General features: G+C 57.0%; 14 protein-coding genes, 1 tRNA gene and 1 pseudogene. 7 read left to right on the forward strand and 9 right to left on the reverse strand.

Features of this window, described 5'->3' with window-relative positions:
- Positions 1-507 precede the first annotated feature (507 nt).
- Both B5D49_RS13780 and B5D49_RS13785 read left to right on the forward strand, forming a co-directional pair.
- The gene (locus B5D49_RS13780; protein WP_159447248.1) at positions 508-2,754 is read left to right on the forward strand and encodes a PAS domain-containing hybrid sensor histidine kinase/response regulator; all 2,247 of its coding nucleotides are present in this window, start codon (positions 508-510) and stop codon (positions 2,752-2,754) included.
- Between the two features lie 544 nt (positions 2,755-3,298).
- Positions 3,299-4,279, forward strand: a complete 981-nt coding sequence (locus B5D49_RS13785) for a DUF4238 domain-containing protein (protein WP_078718304.1) — start codon at positions 3,299-3,301, stop codon at positions 4,277-4,279.
- A 122-nt stretch (positions 4,280-4,401) separates the two neighbouring features.
- Here B5D49_RS13785 and B5D49_RS13790 read toward each other — a convergent pair whose 3' ends face one another.
- On the reverse strand, positions 4,402-5,373 hold the full coding sequence (locus B5D49_RS13790; RefSeq protein WP_144019514.1) for an inovirus Gp2 family protein: 972 nt from the start codon (positions 5,371-5,373) through the stop codon (positions 4,402-4,404).
- A 490-nt stretch (positions 5,374-5,863) separates the two neighbouring features.
- A complete protein-coding gene (locus B5D49_RS13795; RefSeq protein ID WP_078718306.1) occupies positions 5,864-6,445 on the reverse strand; it encodes a recombinase family protein in 582 nt (193 codons plus the stop codon).
- A gap of 191 nt (positions 6,446-6,636) precedes the next feature.
- Here B5D49_RS13795 and B5D49_RS13800 point away from each other — a divergent pair, with 191 nt between their 5' ends.
- Genes B5D49_RS13800 through B5D49_RS13810 form a run of 3 tightly spaced genes read left to right on the forward strand, consistent with a single transcriptional unit; the run spans position 6,637 to position 8,623 of the window.
- Complete coding sequence (locus B5D49_RS13800) at positions 6,637-7,203, forward strand: hypothetical protein (protein WP_078718307.1); 567 nt, start codon at positions 6,637-6,639, stop codon at positions 7,201-7,203.
- Between the two features lie 60 nt (positions 7,204-7,263).
- A complete protein-coding gene (locus B5D49_RS13805; protein ID WP_268802031.1) occupies positions 7,264-7,671 on the forward strand; it encodes a very short patch repair endonuclease in 408 nt (135 codons plus the stop codon).
- Between the two features lie 10 nt (positions 7,672-7,681).
- A complete protein-coding gene (locus tag B5D49_RS13810; RefSeq protein ID WP_078718309.1) occupies positions 7,682-8,623 on the forward strand; it encodes an HNH endonuclease in 942 nt (313 codons plus the stop codon).
- Here the strand turns inward: B5D49_RS13810 and B5D49_RS13815 are convergent.
- The 7 genes and pseudogenes from B5D49_RS13815 to B5D49_RS13840 form a co-directional block, all read right to left on the reverse strand.
- Positions 8,620-9,693: a DNA cytosine methyltransferase gene (locus B5D49_RS13815; RefSeq protein ID WP_078718310.1), complete on the reverse strand. Its 1,074-nt coding sequence runs from the start codon at positions 9,691-9,693 to the stop codon at positions 8,620-8,622. The two genes, B5D49_RS13810 and B5D49_RS13815, sit on opposite strands and share 4 nt — an antisense overlap.
- A 54-nt stretch (positions 9,694-9,747) precedes the next feature.
- A complete protein-coding gene (locus B5D49_RS13820) occupies positions 9,748-11,220 on the reverse strand; it encodes a site-specific integrase (RefSeq protein WP_159447249.1) in 1,473 nt (490 codons plus the stop codon).
- A gap of 18 nt (positions 11,221-11,238) precedes the next feature.
- Positions 11,239-11,433, reverse strand: a pseudogene (locus B5D49_RS15145) (DUF6538 domain-containing protein); the annotation flags it as partial.
- 153 nt (positions 11,434-11,586) lie between these two features.
- Positions 11,587-11,662: transfer RNA gene (locus tag B5D49_RS13825), tRNA-Phe, on the reverse strand.
- Positions 11,663-11,762: 100 nt separating this feature from the next.
- Positions 11,763-13,565: an aldehyde ferredoxin oxidoreductase C-terminal domain-containing protein gene (locus B5D49_RS13830; protein ID WP_078718312.1), complete on the reverse strand. Its 1,803-nt coding sequence runs from the start codon at positions 13,563-13,565 to the stop codon at positions 11,763-11,765.
- A complete protein-coding gene (locus tag B5D49_RS13835) occupies positions 13,562-14,026 on the reverse strand; it encodes a 4Fe-4S dicluster domain-containing protein (protein ID WP_078718313.1) in 465 nt (154 codons plus the stop codon). The genes B5D49_RS13830 and B5D49_RS13835 overlap by 4 nt, the downstream gene beginning before the upstream one ends.
- Positions 14,027-14,176: 150 nt before the next feature.
- Positions 14,177-14,611 carry a glycine zipper domain-containing protein gene (locus tag B5D49_RS13840; protein ID WP_078718314.1) on the reverse strand — a complete coding sequence of 145 codons (435 nt, stop codon included), beginning with the start codon at positions 14,609-14,611 and terminating at the stop codon, positions 14,177-14,179.
- Positions 14,612-15,477: 866 nt separating this feature from the next.
- On the opposite strand from B5D49_RS13840, the gene B5D49_RS13845 reads away from it, so the two are divergent.
- Positions 15,478-18,147: a heavy metal translocating P-type ATPase gene (locus B5D49_RS13845; protein ID WP_078718315.1), complete on the forward strand. Its 2,670-nt coding sequence runs from the start codon at positions 15,478-15,480 to the stop codon at positions 18,145-18,147.
- Positions 18,147-18,350 (forward strand): heavy-metal-associated domain-containing protein, encoded by a 204-nt coding sequence (locus B5D49_RS13850; protein WP_078718316.1) that lies wholly within the window; start codon positions 18,147-18,149, stop codon positions 18,348-18,350. Before B5D49_RS13845 ends, B5D49_RS13850 begins: the two co-directional genes overlap by 1 nt.
- Positions 18,351-18,459 lie beyond the last annotated feature (109 nt).

Consider the following 18,459-nt stretch of genomic DNA (forward strand, 5'->3'; position numbering starts at 1 on the left):
CCGGTACCAATGCTCCCGGCCGCGCAGGACGCGGGCGGTAAATGGGATTCCAAAGGGTCGCGGACCCTTTGGCCGCCGGAGGCAGGTCGTTTCCCGGTATGGTCAGATGCATAGGATAACGGACTTTCCCATGGTTTATTTACAGGAAATACTGTAATCAATGAGGAGAGGACTAGGTTGACCGGCTAGAAAACGAATACACGAGAGGCGGGGCGAACAAGAGTTTTGTCCGGGAACGTGTACAGAGTTTTGTTAGGTTTGTGGTTTATGCGTATTTTGAAATATTGTATGCCGTATTCTTTTTTCGCCGCTTTGTTTGGCGGAGTTCTTTTTTGCGGTCTGCATGCTGTGCAGAACTGGATGTTGGGCTGGCCCATGCATGTGCGTGGGTTTGTTTTTTCAGGAGTGGCAGGATTTTTTCTGATCCTGCCTTTGGCGTGCTGGTGTTGCAGACGCTTGCGGGGAGGCGGTTTGCCCTGGGGCGGGCAATGCAAAGCGAGCCGATTTGTGGACACAGCCGAATCCGCTGGTCTGGCGTTATTCCAGACGTATCCCGACGGTTCTTTTCGAAAGGTCAATACGAAGGTTTCGGAACTGAGCGGCTTTAGTCTGGAAGAAATCGTTTCCGGTCGCGTGAACATGTCGGAACGGTATGTAAATGCGGAGGATCGTGCCAATCTTTTGGGCAAGCTGGCAAGGGAAGGCCGTGTCGTGGACTACCAATTGCCGCTGCGGCACAAGGATGGTTCGATTGTTTGGCTGGCCGTGACTCTGTTGCGAAAGGAAGACGATGAAGGTGTGTTTTTTGACGGAATCGGCATCGACATCACGGCACGAAAGCAACTGGAAGAACAGCGGGAGCGAGAAGTAAAGCAGTTTCGGGACTTTTTCGAAAGCTCCGTGGATGGTATTTTATTCAATGATCCTTCCACACGCATAACCGAGGCCAACAGCGCTGCGGCCCGGATTTTGGGGTATGAATCTTCTGAGCAACTCATCGGACTTCTGGGGCGGGATATTTTGCATCCTGAGGACTATACCGTGCGAAGCCCGGAGGAGAATTACGAGCGCATCATGCGCGGGGAAGTGGTGCGGATGGAGCGACGTTATCGCCGGGCGGACGGTTCGTATGTTCCGGTGGATACGATTATAACCGGAGTTGGTGCTACAGGCATGCACCATGTGGTGTTTCGCGACATTACCGAGCGCAAGGCTGCCGACAAAAAGCTCAAAGAGAGCGAAGAGCGGTTCAAAGCGTTGCATAACGCATCATTCGGCGGCATTACCATCCATGATAAGGGAATTGTTTTGGACTGCAATCAGGGGCTTTGCCAGATCACGGGATACGGCATGGAAGAGCTTATCGGTATGGATGGGCTACTGCTGATAGCCCCGCAATCCCGTGATCTGGTGTGGGGGAATATCGTCGCTGGATACGAGGAGGCATACGAGGCGGTCGGTGTTCGCAAAAATGGCCAGGAATATCCCGTGCGTCTTGAGGGGAAAAACATTCCCTACAAGGGCAAGCAGGTGCGGGTTGTTGAGTTTCGGGACATCACGGAACGCAAGGCGGCCGAGCAGGCGCTCATTGAAGCCAAAGAAGCAGCCGAAGCTGCCAGCCGTGCGAAGTCCGAATTCCTGGCGAACATGAGCCATGAAATCCGCACGCCTCTCAACGGCATCGTCGGCATGATCCATGTGCTTCGGGAAACAGCCCTGGGAACGGAGCAGTCGGAATACGTGCAGGCGGCGTTGCGTTCCAGCGACCGTCTGACCAGTCTGCTTTCCGACATTCTTGATCTGGCCAGGGTGGAGGCCAAAAAGCTTTCCATTCAGGATGTTCCCGTAAATCTGCATACGATTATCGAGGAAATCCGAACGCTCTTCGAACCCTCCACCATTCATTCCGACTTGTTGCTTTCCTTTCAAGTTGATCCGGCCATTTCAGAGCATTTGCGGGGAGATCCGCTCAGAGTTCATCAGATAGTAAGCAATTTAGTGGGCAATGCCCTCAAATTTACCCAAACAGGGGGCATCGAAGTCAACGTGGACTTGTTGAACACGACCCCCGGCGGCATGCAAAGGGTGCTTTTTACCGTTGCGGATACGGGAGTGGGCATACCGGATGAGCAGCTGAACCGTATTTTTGATTCATTCACCCAGGCCAATGAAGGGCTGACGCGCCAGTATCAGGGTGCTGGACTTGGTCTGACCATTTGTCGCGAGCTTGTTTTACAAATGGGCGGCAGTATTGATGTGGAGAGCGAACCGGGCGTCGGCACGACGTTTTATGTCTCCCTGCCGTTCAAGATGGGCGCCGCCCCCCGGCCTTCCGAAGCCGATAAAACCGTCCATGCGGATCCGCAGACATTGCCGCTTGATGTTCTCCTGGTGGAGGACGACAGGGTCAATAGCCTGGCCGCCCGGAGGCAGTTGGAAAAGGTGGGATTTCGTGTTGTCGCTGCCTATGACGGGAAACAGGCCTTGGAAGCCATGCAGGAAGCAACATTCGATGTTGTGTTGATGGATGTGCAGATGCCGGTGATGGACGGGGTCAAAGCCACGAAAGCCATTCGTGCAGGGGAGGCCGGCGATCGCAATCAGTCGATTCCCATCGTGGCTCTGACGGCCTATGCCATGGCTGGCGACAGGGAGCGGCTCCTCAAGGCGGGAATGGACGACTATATTCCCAAGCCTGTGGCCATCAATCAACTGCTTGCGGCCATCGAACGGGTCATTACCAACAAACAGTAACTCGCCTTTGGGTCATATTGTTCACTCTTGCCTGCGCAGGGAACAGCACCCGCCCCTTGTGTCGCCCCACGTGTATGGCCTTTGCCCGCAAAAATCCGATGGGTATGTCTCAGCGGTTCCCCCTAGCTGATTCGCTACGCCTTGCGAAAAAGTCTTTGCTCCAACGTCCGGTGCCAATGCCCCTGTTTTTGGTGTAGACCCGGAACAGTTCGCTTTCGTGACTGCCCCTGTTTTTGGTGTAGACCCCTGATTTGCCATTGCTGATGGAAAATCAGGGCAAAAAAAAAGACTCCATGCTTGTAACATGGAGTCTGAATTCGCAAGTGGTGCCGAGGGACAGAGAAGGTAGTCGGCTTCACGTAACACCTTGGAATCACACGCTTGGCGATGTGACTCCCTGTCCGATTCCTCGAACATTGTACCACCTGATCGTACCAGTTTGTACCACCACAGACAAGGTGTTCTCATTGCAATTGTGAAGCATGGAGCATAGTTCCTTGTGTAGCCTTTGTGGCGCATCCAGTTCTGAACATAAGGAGTCTCCATGACCAACAACCCTATACGACACCATATTGTTCCCCAGTGCTACCTTGGTCTTTTCACAAATGAAGACTCAAAGCTGAATGTATATCCGAAAGATTCGAGACCGCGTTTTTTAGCAGGCCCGAACAATGTTGCTGTCCGAAAGCATTACTACTCCTTTACTAATGACTTGAATGAGGTTGATGCTCGAATAGAGCGGACACTATCAGAAATCGAAGGAGTGACGAAACCAATTCTTGAAGCTATCCAAAGAGGGGACGAACTCTCCCGCCAAGACAAGGAAAACATGGCTGTGTTCCTTGGAATTATGACAACAAGAAACCCGAACTTCCGGGATGGTGTTGAGAATTTCCAGAAGCAAGTTCTGGAGCAGTTCAAAGACGTGAACGTCGACCACAATCCAAGATTTCAAGAGCTTGTTGACAATGCCCCTGAAGCCGTTGTCGCAGCGGCAGGAGGGAAAGGACAAGTAGCCGCGTTTTTGAAGAATTCCATGGAGGTTGTTGTCACACCTGAAGCAAGCCTTGAGTTTGTCCATTTGGGCCTTGAGGTCAGCAAGAGGCTCAGCGAGATGCATTGGAGGTTTTGGGTGAACCATAGAAAGAATCAACCATTTGTGACCTCTGACAACCCTTGTTATGTTACGAATAAAGCTGTCGAGAAAACCGCGTATGGCGTAGGGATTGGTTTAGAGGGGTCACGTTTCCATTTCCCTGTTTCGCCAAGTGTCTTTCTGGTGGCAGATTGGTCAGGTGATTGGATTGACTACAAGGACGTTGAAGAGAAACGTCAAGTGTCCATGATGAACGCCAGAACTATTCGATACGCTGAAAGCGAGGTGTATTCTCCTCTTGCAAACGATTTCATCGAGGCTTTGTACAGAAAGAACAAGGAGTATACGCAAGAGCTTCTAGTAGACCAGCTAGGGCCATATCATATGATGCGTAGAAAGCTTGTGAAAAAGGACCAAGAGTCCAAGTAAAAGCCGTGTAGATACAACTAACCAGCCCTTGGTAGCTAAGGATTCTCCCCAAAAACGGCCTTTTTAAATTTTGGCGCGACACCCTGACCATGGGCAGGGAGGGAAAAATCCCATAGGGGGAGTCAGAGGAGTCCGTTCTCCTTTCTGTCGTCGAGGAACATCTTGATCAGCTTCATGTGCTCGGGGTCGAGGATGGAGAAGAAGTCGCCCGTGAACCGGATGCGGTACATGTAAGCCTTCTTGCCCTTGATTGCGTTTTTGATGGCGATTCGGTCCTTGTGGGGGGTGGTGCTCGTCATGGCCGCAAGGCGTTCCTCCAGCGCGTCGATCTGCCGTTGGACGCTGAGGAGCACCATGTCCTTGATGTCGTCCAGAGTCTCCTGCCCGAGTTCGTAGTCGTAGAGGGGCGCAAGCGGGATTTTGGCCGCGTTCATCTTGCCCCACCGGTTCGTGAGGTTCGTCCAGCCCTCCAGATACTCCTTGTATGGTCCAGTCTCTTCCTTGCAGATATACCGTTCCAGCTTGCCCGAGTCGTTCTGTACTTCCTTCACATCGGTTGCGAATTCGTCCTTCTTCGGGTCCAAGCGAACGATTTTGCACCACCGCTTTTGCAGCCATCTCCATAGGTCGAGGGCGTCGATCCGTTGCCCGGTGGAGCCCACGAGGTGATAGTGGGGCTTTCCGGTTTTCCCCATCGGCTCGATCCGCCATATCCACCACGATTCCGGGAACTGGTATTTGAGCCTGCGGTTCAGACGGTCGAGGTCCGCCTTCCAGACCTTGGGATCGGTGCTCACCCCGTCCGGGTAGCTCAAGGTCAGCAGGAAGTCGGGCATTTCGGAAAGGCCGTTGAGCAGTTTGATCAGGTTGTTTCTGCTGCGGCGTGAGAAGCAGGGCATGGCCGGTTTTCTGGTCTTGCGTGGTTGCGTCTGCCCTGTCGCCTTCTGCTTTTTGATGATGTTCTTCTTGGTGAGGTCTGCGCCGACGATGACCTTGGGGCCAAGAGTGAGCCGGTATCTCGGTTGCTGTGTAGAGGATGGAGTCAAAACTGCCTCTGTGGTGGTTGTATGGCGTTGTGCCGATATACAGTACATCTACCTAGACAAGGGGAAAACGGGCTCAAACGTATAACGCCAACCCGGCCTGTTGCCAAATTTTAGGAAGGGCTGAAACAGGGGTCAAACACGGTCAATGTGCGGGGTGTCGTGCGACTTTTTGCTCTATCCTGTTGAAGTTGTGTGAAAAAGACCGCAAGGTCTAGTCTTTGGATCAACGGCATCTGGAAGGTCGGGGTTCAAAGCTCCATATTCGCGTCCAGTTTGGGGTTCAAAGCTCCATATTGGGCTAAACGGTGCCGTTTCTGCTTCCTGCTGATGCGGTCTGCGACCTCGGTAATGTATCAAAATGTTGTTTTTATTGGATTTTACTGTGACCATGGAATGCCGGGGCTTCATGCTGGTTGAGATCGAAAACGCCCCCGATATGGTGCTCTGCCCCCCGAGCTTGGGGGTCAAAGCTCCATATTTCCCATTCTCCTCGGGGTCCAAAGCTCCATATTGGGCCATCTGGTTCGTCAAGCAAACGCTACCTTGCCATTTCCTTGCGTACCCGCTGAACCGTCTTGGGAGAGCATCCAAGCTTTTTGGCGATGGCCGCATGGCTGGAGCCCTCGGACAGCATTCGACGGATTTCGTCCTTGTCGATGGTCTCTGGTCGGCCCTTGTACTTTCCCGCCTCTTTGGCCTTGGCGATCCCGGCCAATTGCCGCTCCTTGCGCAGATTGGTCTCGAATTCGGCGAACACTCCGAGCATTTGGAGGAACGCCTTCCCGCTGGCAGTGGACGTGTCGATCTGCTGGTCCAAGACTTCCAGCGATGCCCCCTTGGCCTCCAGTTCCTCAACCAGTTTGAGCAGGTCGAGCATGTTCCGGGCGAGGCGGTCGAGCTTCCAGACCACCAGTTTGTCCCCTTGCCCGATCATCTGCATGAGCAACTCAAGCACGGGCCTTCCGTCCCTGCTGGTCGCGCTCGCCTTCTCCTCTCGGATGATGGCCTCCGGGTAGCGGGCCTTGATGGCGTCCACCTGCATGGTCGGGTTCTGGTCGAGGGTCGAGACGCGGCAGTAGGCGAAGATGTTGTGGCGGGTGGGGGTGTTTTCGATCGGCATGTTGGGAACCTCTGATTGTTCTTGTGGTGGACATTGAAGTCTTAAACGTGGACTAGGGCTACTGGACAAAACCCCCGAAGTCAACCCTTATGACCATGTTCTGTCCACTGGACAGGAGGGTATACCCAAAAGTCTCGCATTGACTTATTTTTGTAATTGCGAAATACAGAATTAAAACCAAGGAGGTCGACATGAAATCTGAAGCGTATATTGAGAAATGCTACAAGGATGCTCAGAAGTTCGCTGCCGTTCCTGTGGGTGTAGCGGCTGACTATCTCGGGATCACACGAGAAGCGGTCAGTGAACGCATACGCAAAGGGAACCTTCACGCAATCACCGTGAAAGGCAAGGAGCGGAATTGGCGGTTGGTGCTTGTTTCTGCCCTGTACAGAACTCAGCAGAAAGGTGAAGACATGGTGAGCAAAAACACCGAGCGTGTCAGGGAGCTATTAGAGGAGGCTGCAAGACAGCAGAAAGTTGTCTTCTATGGCAAGCTCATGGATGAAATCGGCCTCACATATAAAAATCCGAAGCACAGGAAGATCATCGGATCAATACTTGGCCTTATATCTGAAGACACGTATGCTGATCGTGGGCTTGGATTCATGCTGAGCGCCATAGCTGTTAGGAAAAATTCTGGCTTGCCAAACGAGTCCTTTTTTGAGCTTGCATGTAGCCTGAAAGCGAAGGAAAAAGGCAAAGACGACAAGCAGTTCTGGAGAAACCAGAGGAAACGAATCTTCAACCACTTCGGATGATCTTTGGAGAGATTATCGCCAACACCCTCTACCTGAGACTGAGCAGGTTAAGTGACAGAGGTGAAATCAAACACCCCCTTGCAACGGAGCCGCATCATGTCTCGCATCAGGGGCAAGGACACCAAGCCCGAGATTCGTGTCCGTCGGCTCCTCCACGCTCTCGGTTACCGCTTCCGACTGCACCGCAGAGACCTCCCCGGCACTCCCGACATAGTTCTTCCCCGCTGGAAGTCCGTGATCTTCGTCCACGGCTGTTTCTGGCACGTCCATCCGGGTTGCAAGCGGGCCACCAAGCCCAAGACCAACGTCGAGTTCTGGGAGAAGAAGCTCAAGGGCAACGTGGCCCGCGATGCCAAGACCATTGAACAACTCCGGGAGCTTGGGTACAGGTGTCTGGTGGTCTGGGAATGTGAAACCAAGAACCTCGACGTGCTGGCGGAGCGGCTGACGGCCTTTCTGCCGCGATAAGGCGACATCCATGGCAAGACGATCCTCCATCGGCGATCCCGAAGCCCTGCGCTCCTCTCTGGTCGAACTGCTGACCGATTTCGAAGGTCATCTCAAGCACAGTGATCTCCGGGAGCAGGTGCGGGAACTCATCCCGGCCAATCACTTGCTTCGCGACCTCGGAAGCTCCCTCCTGCGCGACGAGACGGCCAAGGCGGCCCGCGAACGCATCCTTCGCTACCTGCTCAAATACGTCGGCGTGGTCATCGAAGGCGAGGAACTCATGGTCATTGGTGGGATCAGCGAGTATGCCCGACGCATCCGCGAGCTTCGTGTCGAACACGGTTGGAAGATCATCACCGGATACACGGTCAAGGATATGAAGGCCGACGACGAGAACGGGGTAGCCGAAGAGCTCGATCCCATGAAGCCGGACGACTACATGCTCCTCACCGACAAGCAGGACCGTGATGCAGCCTACCGCTGGAACGTGGCCAAGACGATCCGCAATGAAAAAGAACTGTCGGTCCGCGACAAGATTCTCAAATACTTCCGGAAGAATGTCGGCAAGGAGGTCTCGGGCGAAGAGCTCCGGTACGTGGCCAAGGACAAGAGTGAATGGGCACGGCGTACCCGTGAGCTACGGACCGAATACGGCTGGCCCATCGCGACCCAGAACACCGGCCGTCCCGACCTTCCCGTGAGCATGTACGTACTCCTCGAGGACAGGCAGGCTCCCGAACACGACCGCGTCATCAAGGATGCCGTGCGCCGGGAGGTGTACATGCGGGACAAGCACACCTGCCGGGATTGTGGTTGGAATCATGGCCTGTGGAACCCATCGGACGCCAGACACCTCGAAGCGCATCATGTGCAGCATCATGCGGACGGCGGCGAGAATACGGTGGAGAATCTGGTCACCCTCTGCAATATTTGCCACGATGTGCGGCACAGGAAGGGAGAGAACGGCTAGGCTGCCTTCTTGGTCTTCTGTCTAAGCACTTCGGCAACGACTTCGGCCACGGCTGCGGCCATGTCGGGCGGCACGGCATTGCCGATCTGTCTGGCGATCTCGATCTTGGTCCCGGTGAAGATGAATTCGTCGGGGAAACCCATGAGGCGGGCGGCTTCGCGGTGCGTGATGGGGCGATGCTGCTCCGGGTGGAGGTAGCGGCCCTTTTCCGGCTTGAAGAATTCCGTTCTGATGGTCACGGAAGGACGGTCCCACCACAGCCTGCCGAAGAGGTCGGTGCCCCCAGAGGTCTTCTTGATCCAGCACTGCGGCGTGATGTCCGGGCGGTTTTTCTGGAGGTCGAAGCGGTTGCCTCCGGGCGGGACGGCCCGGTAGCGCATCATGCTCTTTTCCGTGGGGTTCCTGCGGAAGTGGAGGTTGAGTGGTGCGGGCTCGTTTCTGATTTCGAGCTCTTCGGGTTCTGGAAGATCAGCGATCATGTCGCGCACGGTCCGCCAGCGTGGGAGGCTCTTGTTGGCCTCGTCCGAGGTGTGGGTCTGCTGCGGCGGGAAGGAGACCGGAGTGACCTCCGACCGCTTCCATCCGATGATGAATGCCCGCTTGCGGGTCTGGGGTGCGCCGTAGTCGGCCGCGTTGAGCAAGCCGGATGTCGTCTCGAAACCGAGTTCATCGGCCCTTGTCGTGATCTCTCCGAACTCCTCGGACTTGAGCAGTCCCTGCACGTTTTCGATGACGAAGACACGCGCACCGGACAGGGCCACGATGTCCATGTACGGCTCCCACAGGGCGCGTCGGTGATCGTTTCTGCGCTTCTTGTTGAGCAGGCTGAAGCCCTGGCAGGGAGGACCGCCGATGACGATGTCTGCCTTGGGGGTGCGCCCGCTTTTGACCCACTCTTCAATGTCGCCGCATTGGGCATGGTCGCCGAAGTTGGCCCGGTAGCTGTCGACCGCAGCCGGATCGTTATCGAGCGCAAAAACGCTTTCGAATTTCCCGCAGAAGTCGGGATGAACGAAGCCCAGCGTCATTCCGCCGCAACCGGAAAAGAGGTCGATCAGTTTGTGCTTCATGCCTTTTTTTGACTTTTTCCAGACCCTATCAGATGGGATCGAACCGCTCAAGCATCAAGTCTTGAGCCTTTCCTTCCAATCGATCAAGTGGCTCAGGTCGATGTCGTACCCGACATGCGGGAGCACCTTCTCCACAATGAAGGAAACTTTATGATGTCCCTTGTAGTTCTTGGGAATGGGGAGGTTGGCTCCATTCGAATGCCCGGTCATGCTGGCGATCACGTCGTCCCTGATGTCTTTGTTGCGCAGGGAATCGATGACGGTATGCCTGAACGAGTGGAAGACATGCTCCTTCTTGAAGCCCATCTTGCGGAGATACCTATTGAAGTCCCGTGACGGCTTGTGACCGTAACGCATTTGGGTGTAGGGAAGGTGCGGCAGGATGCGCTGGTGTCCGGCCTTGCCCTGCACCTTCACGAATTCCTCGTATCCCAAGTCATGTCGAACGAAATCGACCAGCGGTATCTTCCTGCGGGCCGTCTTGTTCTTGAGCCTTTTCGTTCCGTTGTCGTTGATGTCCAAGACGAGGACTCCATCCATCTCGTACACGTCCTCGACCCAGAGTTGCGCAAGCTCCTCCATCCTCGCCCCGGTAAAGAGAGCCAGCACCGGCAGCCAAAACTGCTCGATACCCTTTTTGCAGTTCTCCCAGAACGGCTCGGGGGCGAAGATGGTGCGCAGGTGCTCCGTCTCGAACGGCAGGCGCTTCTCGTCGTCGGACTCGTCATCAGACAAGCGAAGACCCGCGAAGTAATCGCGATCGACATGATCCCATTGAATTGCTTTTTTGAATAGCCCCGAGGTCGACTCCATGTGGAGGTTGATGGTTTTCACCGACAGCTTTTTGTCGTGCTCCATGGAGATCACTTCGTCCACGGGCAGCCCTTTATACCGCTTCGCGTCGAGACGCAGCGGTAGTCGTTGGAAACAGTCGAACACATCCATGGCGGTATCAGAGTTGATGGAGGATACCTTTACGTCGCCGAGAATGAATTTCAATTTGCTGAATTTCTTCGGATTCTCCTTGATCCCGCGCCCGGTCCATTGGCCCATCTTGACCTTGAACGCGCAGAACTTGTCGATCAATTCAAAGAGCGTGATGCCGGGTTCTTCCTTGACGGCGGGAGCAGCTTGCACCTGCTGGGTGTCCGCTACGGCATACTTGTCGAGGAGAGCGTCCGTCTTCGGATAATCCCCGTGTTGCTGATGGTATAGCACGGCAAGGATGTCGAAATTCGCCTTCATGATTTCCAGCGAGACACGTCGATACTCCAGAGTATCTTCGGGAACGTCGAGAGTGTTGTCCTTGATGAACTCGTCAACGGATTTCTTGACCCAAGAAAAGTCCTTTCGGGCAAGGCAGTCCTGCACCTGCTCGCTGATGTCGGCAAGACTCTCCAGCGAGGCAAGAACGCCATTGGGAGTATACGGGCCAAGTTCGAGAGCAGCGTCCTCGTATCCCTCCAGTTCCTTGTGGAAGTAGACCTTGATCATCCGTGCGAGTTCGCGTCTGTCGAGTTTGGGCATGTCGTTGTTCCGTATTCGCGTGAAGAGTGTCATGCCCGCTGTGGCGAGCCTGCGTGCTTTGGTGTTTGCCTCGCGGGCATATCCCGTGCGGAGGCTGATTCTCACTTCGGATAGACCAACACGGCTCCGCAAGTCCAGCGGAACGGCCATACGGAAATACCAGACCGACCCCCTCAACAGGAGGTGCTGGGCATAGTTTCGGGCTCTTCGCATCCCGGCTCCTTCCGGCACCAAGATTGTACCACCAGATTGTACCAGTTCGGAGGGGAAAACGAGGGCTTTCTCGGAGGTGTGCTATTTCAAGAACAGTCTGGAATCACACACAAAAAAGGCTCCACGCGTATCACGTGAAGCCATTTTTTCTGATGGTGCCGAGGGACAGAATTGAACTGCCGACACGCGGATTTTCAGTCCGCTGCTCTACCAACTGAGCTACCTCGGCCCGCGTGGGAAAAGATTCCTACCCAACACCGGCACGCTTTGCAAGGGTTTTTTCGGGAAAAAATCAACTTGCTCCATTTATTTTGCCGTGAAACCAGGAATTATTTCGTTTCTCCGCTTTTTTGTGGCAGGGCTTCGCGTCCCTGATCGGCCATTGTTGTGATGCGCCGGGCGTATTCCGTCCGCAAGGCATTCATGTACTCCACGTCCAGCGGGCCTTTCCAGGTGACCACTTCGGTGAAGCGTTTGGGAATCCGCACCTTGGCGGGGTCGTACCCCGTAGCAAAGCGGGTGGCCCAGCGCAGGTTTTGCGCGTGGCGGCCCACCTGATCCAGTTTTCCGGCCAGTTCGCCGTGTCCCACGGTTTCCAGGCATTCGGCGATCAGCTCTTCGGAATACACTCCGCGAGCGAACAGGCAGGAAACCATGCAGCAGAGCAGCACCCGTTTTTGTTCGTCCGTGGTCAGGAAGTCCAGGGCCGCGTGCACGTCCTGCTCCTCGTGCTTTTGGTCCCAGGCGTAGCCGCCCGAGTCCAGGTGCGCGTGGCGAAAGCCCATGCTTTGGGAGGTGAAAAACACTTCGCCTGTGGCATAGCCGGCCATTTCCTGGCCGAGCACGCAGGCAAAGTCCCCGCCGCCGTACTGCTCCACGGCCACGGGAACGCCCATGGCCAGGGCGGACCAGAAGTCGTTGACGCGTCCGGCCAGCAATTCCAGACCTCGTTCAAAGGCCTTGGCATCCCCGAAGCGCAGCTCCAGGAGGGTTTCATCCGTGCTTACCAGCCCCTTTTCCAGGGCTTCGACCGCCCAGGCCAGAGCCACGCCCGCACTCATGGCGTCCAGGCCGGTTTTTTCCACCTGGTCCATGATCAGCAGGGACTCGGCCGCATCCGTGACCCCGAGCATGGAACCCAGGGCAAAGATCAGTTCGTAATCGTAGGAAACCTGGCGGTAGAAGTAGCGGTGGTCCTCATGGAATTTTTGGCGCACGTAGCCGATGTGGATGCAGCCCACGGGGCAACCGGCACAGGCCATGTTTCGCAAGAGATTCTTCTGTGCAAAGGTCTCGCCGCTGATGCCGTCCACGGCAGGGTCCGTGGTCTGTTGCAGATTGCGCCAGGGCAGGCTTTTCAGCTCATTCAGGGCGGCCACGTTTCCGGCCGTACCCAGGTCGTGATACTTGCGCATCATGTCCGTGTCCGTGAGCCGGGAATGCACCTGTTGGAACAGCTTGGCGTAGGCTTTACCGCCCGGGGCTTCGTGTACGCCGTCGCCCAGCAGGACCACGGCCTTGAGGTTTTTGAAGCCCATCAGTCCCCCGCCGCCCATGCGTCCGAAATGGCGGTAGGTGTCCACATTGATGCAGGCCATGGCCGAGCCGTTTTCCCCGGCCGGGCCGATGCGCAGGATGCTGCGGTGGCCGGAGCCGGGAAAGAGCTTGCGAAGCTCCTTGCCTGAGGCGAGCGCGTCCCAGCCCTGCATCCAACGGACATCGCGCTGCTCCACGCGCTGCGATCCCACACACAGGCAGCTCAGGTGCGCGGCCCGGCCCGTGATCACCAGGGCGTCGTATCCGGCAAAGGCCAGGCATAGTGCCGAGCGGCCGCCGGCGTGGGTTTCGGTGTATTGATCATGGTAGGGGGAGCGGAACGCGGCCACGGTTTTGCTCATGAGCGGGAACAGGCCGGTGAGCGGACCCACCGCAAAAATCAGGGGTTGGTCCGGATGGTCCCAGGGCTGATCGAACCGGCCGTATTTGCCGAAAAGGAGTGCGGCCAATCCGCTGCCGCCCGCCACGGCATCGCGTCCGTCCACCTCTTCCACGCGAGAGCGGCCCGAGGTCAGGTCCGACACCAGCACGCGGAAGTGGTCGCGCACCGGGGATCCGGGAAGAAGGGATTTCATGAGGTCTCCTTTTCCGTTGCACTGTCCCGGTCCGGTCCGGGAGCGTTCTCCTTGGCCGGGGTATCCACGTCCACCAGTTCCAAACAGTCGTGCGGGCAGAAGGAAACACACCGTCCGCAATGGATGCAGACAAAGGGCTGGCCGGTTTGATCCAGGTGAATGGCGTCCACGGGGCAGGCCCGGGCGCATTCGCCGCAACGGATGCAGAGTTTCTTTTTGACGATGACGCCGCCGCCGCGACGTTGGGTCATGGCCCCTGTGGGGCAGGCCTGGGCGCAGTACGCCGGGTCGCAGGCCACACAGACGCGGGCCTCGAATCCCGTGGAAAGGCCGCCGGAACTTTTGATGCGGATGCCTGCCGTATCCCAGGAAATACGACCGTGCACCAGCCGGGCGCAGGCCAGGGAACAGGCATGGCAGCCGATGCAGCGTTCCATGCGGGGAGTGGTCAACATTTTCATGGGAGTGAGTATACGGAGGAAGCGGTTCGGGGCAAAGGATTTTTCCCTGGTCCCCCCGGGGGGCGGACAAGAGGGATTCCGTGTCCCCGGTCTGCAAACGGACCGAGGACACGGACAATGTCGGCGGATGCGGTCAAAGAGGCGGAGGAGCTATTCCACCAGGGTCCAGGTGCCGTCCGGGTTGCGGTAGGCCTTGGCCTTGACGGTCTCTTCCTTGCCGTCCACCACGGCCTTCATTTCCACGTCGCGGTAGATCCGATCCTCTTCGTAGTATGCGGGCTGGGGAGTGGCCTCGTAATAGGCGCCGGTATCGGGGTTGCGCCAGGTGCTGGTATGACCGGAGGGCGCGGTCTCCATGGTATTGTTCAGCCGTTGTTGGTCATACTTGTCCCACTCGTTGCCCACGATGTAGCCCAGGAGAATGCCGAGACCGGCACCGATGGCCGCGCCCTGGACCTTGTTACCGGCGGTGAGCGCTCCAACGGTGGCTCCGAGCAAGCCGCCCGTGGCCGCTCCCTGCTGGGCCTTGTTGGCACAGCCCGCCAAAAACACCAGCATGACGAGAATCAACATTGCCTTTTTCATGATCAAGCCTCCTTGACTGACCCGGCATGGTCCGCCCGGGATAATGGTTTTGTTCGGCCTCCGCCTGCTTGTGCGGCGGGTGGCTTTCGGCTGCATCGGGACCAAAGCCGTGTCAGGCTTCTGGAGCCGTGGACCGTTGCCACACGGACCAGTCGATTATTTCAGAAGGGCCATACACAGAGTATAGGAAGGAACCTGTTGTATGGCAAGTTGTCCATCCCTATGTACCGATTGCTCATGTACGGAAGCAAGCTGTGTGCCGTACTGGCATAGTGTGTAAAATTGGCCTGTTGCGTGCTTTTGAGGGCGTGGCTTTGTGGGGCGGGTGTCCCACTGCTGCACAGTGGAGCGGGATTTTGCGCAATGGCGGCTGCCGCACGGGAACGATCTCCCCGGTTTATCTGGCGGCAAGGCTCTCATGGCGGGGCAAAAGGCAGGCGGCCTGGAATGGCGAAGGACCGTGCATTCGTGGACCAAATCCGGAGGAACCATGAAGCAGAGCCGGAAGAACCATTCTTGCGTTGCTGTTTTTAGATATTATTTGAGCATGTTAACTTGTTTATGAACATTTGCCGATTCAAGCCGACAAAATGAACAAGCAAGGAACAAAAGAATGAACCGTAAGCGCACAAGGAACGAACAGGATTTTCCACAAGATGTTCGTTATGCGATGAAGAACGAACATTTTCACAGCTGATTCGACTTTTTTCAGAATGGATTGCAAATGAAAACGAAAGTCATTACCATCAAAAAGTTTCCAGCGTGACCCTCCCGGGTTGCAATCCCATTTAAAATAGGTATTTTTTCATACTGCGGACCGCTATTCACGCCGGCCTTGCAGCCACGCCAACAAGGAGACAGAGGGCATGACCGATTCGGGTTCCAACAATCCACCAAAAAGCGCGCCCACGAAGCCTTCGGCTCAGGAGGTGCAACGCGCCGCTGAATCCCTGCCCGGCGGACCGGGAAGCGGACAGGCCACCGGCGCCAACGTACAGGTTCAGGCCCAGGTGCGGGGAATGCATTGCGGTGCCTGCGCCGCACGCATCGAACGCGTGCTGGGCAAGACTCCTGGCGTGGCTTCGGTCTCGGTCAGTCTGGCCGGGGAAAGCATGAGCCTGGAGTACGATCCGGAAACCGTAGACCGCGAACAGATCGAAGAATCCGTGTCCCGCCTGGGATTCGGCGTGGACCTGCCCGAACCGGCCGCCGCGCATCATGACAGCCTGCGGCTGGACATCCAGGGCATGCATTGCGCCGCATGCGTGGCCCGCGTGGAACGCACCGTGCGCAACCTGCCCGGCGTGGACGAAGCCGACGTCAGCCTGGCCGATAATACCGGCACCATCCAGTTTGACCCCGCGACCATTTCCCGCGCCGATATCCGCAAGGCCATCCGCGACGCAGGGTATGAAAGCCGGGAACAGACCGGTGAGGATTTGTTTGAGGAGCGCCGCCGCGAAATGGCCGAAGACCTGCGTCATCGCCGTAATCGGCTCATACCGGCGTTTCTTTTTGCCTTGCCTCTGCTCGTGGTTTCCATGGGACACATGTGGGGCATGCCCCTGCCTGGGTTCCTGGATCCCATGCACTCGCCCCTGAATTTCGCCTTGCTGCAACTGGCGTTGACCCTGCCTGTGCTCTGGTCCGGGCGATTCTTCTACACCATCGGCATTCCCGCCTTGCTGCGCGGCGGACCCAACATGGATTCCCTGGTGGCGGTGGGGACGGGGGCCGCATTTCTCTATTCCGTGTGGAACACCGTGGAAATCGCCCTGGGCCGGGCCTATGGATTCGACCCTGTGGCCAAGGCCATGGATCTGTATTTCGAATCCGCGGCAGTGCTGATCGCCTTGATCTCCCTGGGAAAGTATTTTGAAGCGCGTTCCAAGATGCGTACTTCCGAGGCCATCCGGTCGCTGATGAATCTTTCGCCGGACACGGCCCTGGTGGTGCAGGACGGAAAAGAAAACGAGGTGCCCGCCCAGGACGTGCAGCCCGGCGACCTGGTGCGCATCCGGCCCGGTACACGCATCCCCGTGGACGGCGAAGTGGTGGAGGGACGCTCCGGCGTGGACGAGTCCATGCTCACCGGCGAACCTCTGCCCGTGACCAAGGAACCGGGCGACACGCTTACCGGCGGCTCGCTGAACACCACCGGAAGCCTGCTCATGCGCGCCCAGCGTGTCGGCTCGGAAACCACCCTGGCCCGCATTGTGGAAATGGTGCGCCGCGCCCAAGGGTCCAAAGCCCCCATTGCCAGCCTTGCGGATAAGGTCAGCTTCTATTTCGTTCCTGCGGTCATGAGCATTGCCGTGCTTGCGGGATTGGCCTGGTATGTTGTGGGCGGTGCGGACTTCGCTTTTTCCCTGCGTATCTTCGTTGCCGTGATGGTCATTGCCTGCCCCTGCGCCATGGGGTTGGCCACGCCCATGTCCATCATGGTCGGTACGGGCCGGGGTGCTCAGCTGGGTGTCCTCGTTAAAGGCGGAGAATCCTTGCAGGCTCTGAGTGAGATACGCACCATCGCTTTTGACAAAACCGGCACCCTGACCCGGGGCGAACCCACGGTGGACGGCATTTGGACTCCGGAACAGGCCGATGCCGCTTCCCAAGAGGAACAGGCGTTGGCCCTGGCCGCGGCCGCAGAGTCGCAAAGCGAACACCCGCTGGCCCTGGCCGTGCTCAAGGCTGCTGAGGAACGCGGAATGACTCTTCCTCAGACGAAATCCTTTGATTCCGTACCCGGAAGGGGCGTCCATGCCCAAATTCAGGACCACGACGGCGACGGTGTCCGGGACGTGCTCCTGGGCAACCGCGAGCTGTTGCAGGAACAAAATGTCAGCCTTGCCCCTGCCGCCACGGAAGCGGCTGAACAATACGCCGGGCAGGGCAAAACCGCGCTTTATCTGGCTGTGGATGGTACGCTGGCGGCCGTGCTTGCCCTGGCAGACACCCCGCGACAGGAAAGCGCGGAAGTGCTGAAAAAGGTACACGGCCTGGGCATCCGTACCGTTATGCTCACAGGCGACGCCGAACCTGCTGCCAGGGCCGTGGCCGGACAATTGGGCATTGATGAGGTACGCGCCCGCATCCTGCCCGGAGATAAAGCCGATGCCGTGGCCGATCTGCAACGGCACGGGCGTATCGCCATGGTGGGGGACGGGGTCAACGACGCTCCGGCCCTGGCTCGCGCCGACGTGGGCATTGCCATGGGGTCCGGCATCGACTCCGCCGTGGAAGCCGGGGACGTGGTGTTGCTGCGCGGCGGCCTGGACGGACTGCTCACCGCTCTGGAACTCTCCCGGAGCGTGATGCGCAATATTCGGCAAAACCTGTTTTGGGCCTTTGCATTCAATGTCCTGGGCATCCCCGTGGCCGCCGGTGTGTTGATCCTCTTCGGCGGGCCGGGTCTCAATCCCATGATCGCGGGTACGGCCATGGCCATGAGTTCCGTGACCGTGGTGTCCAATGCCCTGCGTTTGCGCTCGTTTAAAGAAAAAAAGACCACAACCTCAACATCGGAGGAATCCTGATGCAGGAAAAACAGATCACCGTGAAAGGCATGAGCTGCGAACACTGCCGAGCCGCCGTGACCAAAGCCGTGCAGGATGTGGACGGCGTGGAAAATGTGACCGTGAACCTGGACACAGGCCGCGTGACCTACGCTGCGGATGATGAAAAAGACGCCCTGATCCGGCAAAGCGTGGAACAGGCTGGATACGACGTGGAAAGCTGAAATAACAGAGAAAAGAGAATAGCCTTCGGCGACCAGGGGGAAAACCTTTCTGAAGAAAGGTTCTTCCCCCTGGACCCCCTTTCCAAAGACTTTTATTGGCTCCAGGCCT

The sequence above is a fragment of the Paucidesulfovibrio gracilis DSM 16080 genome (assembly GCF_900167125.1).
In the GTDB taxonomy this organism is placed as follows: Bacteria; Desulfobacterota; Desulfovibrionia; order Desulfovibrionales; family Desulfovibrionaceae; genus Paucidesulfovibrio; species Paucidesulfovibrio gracilis.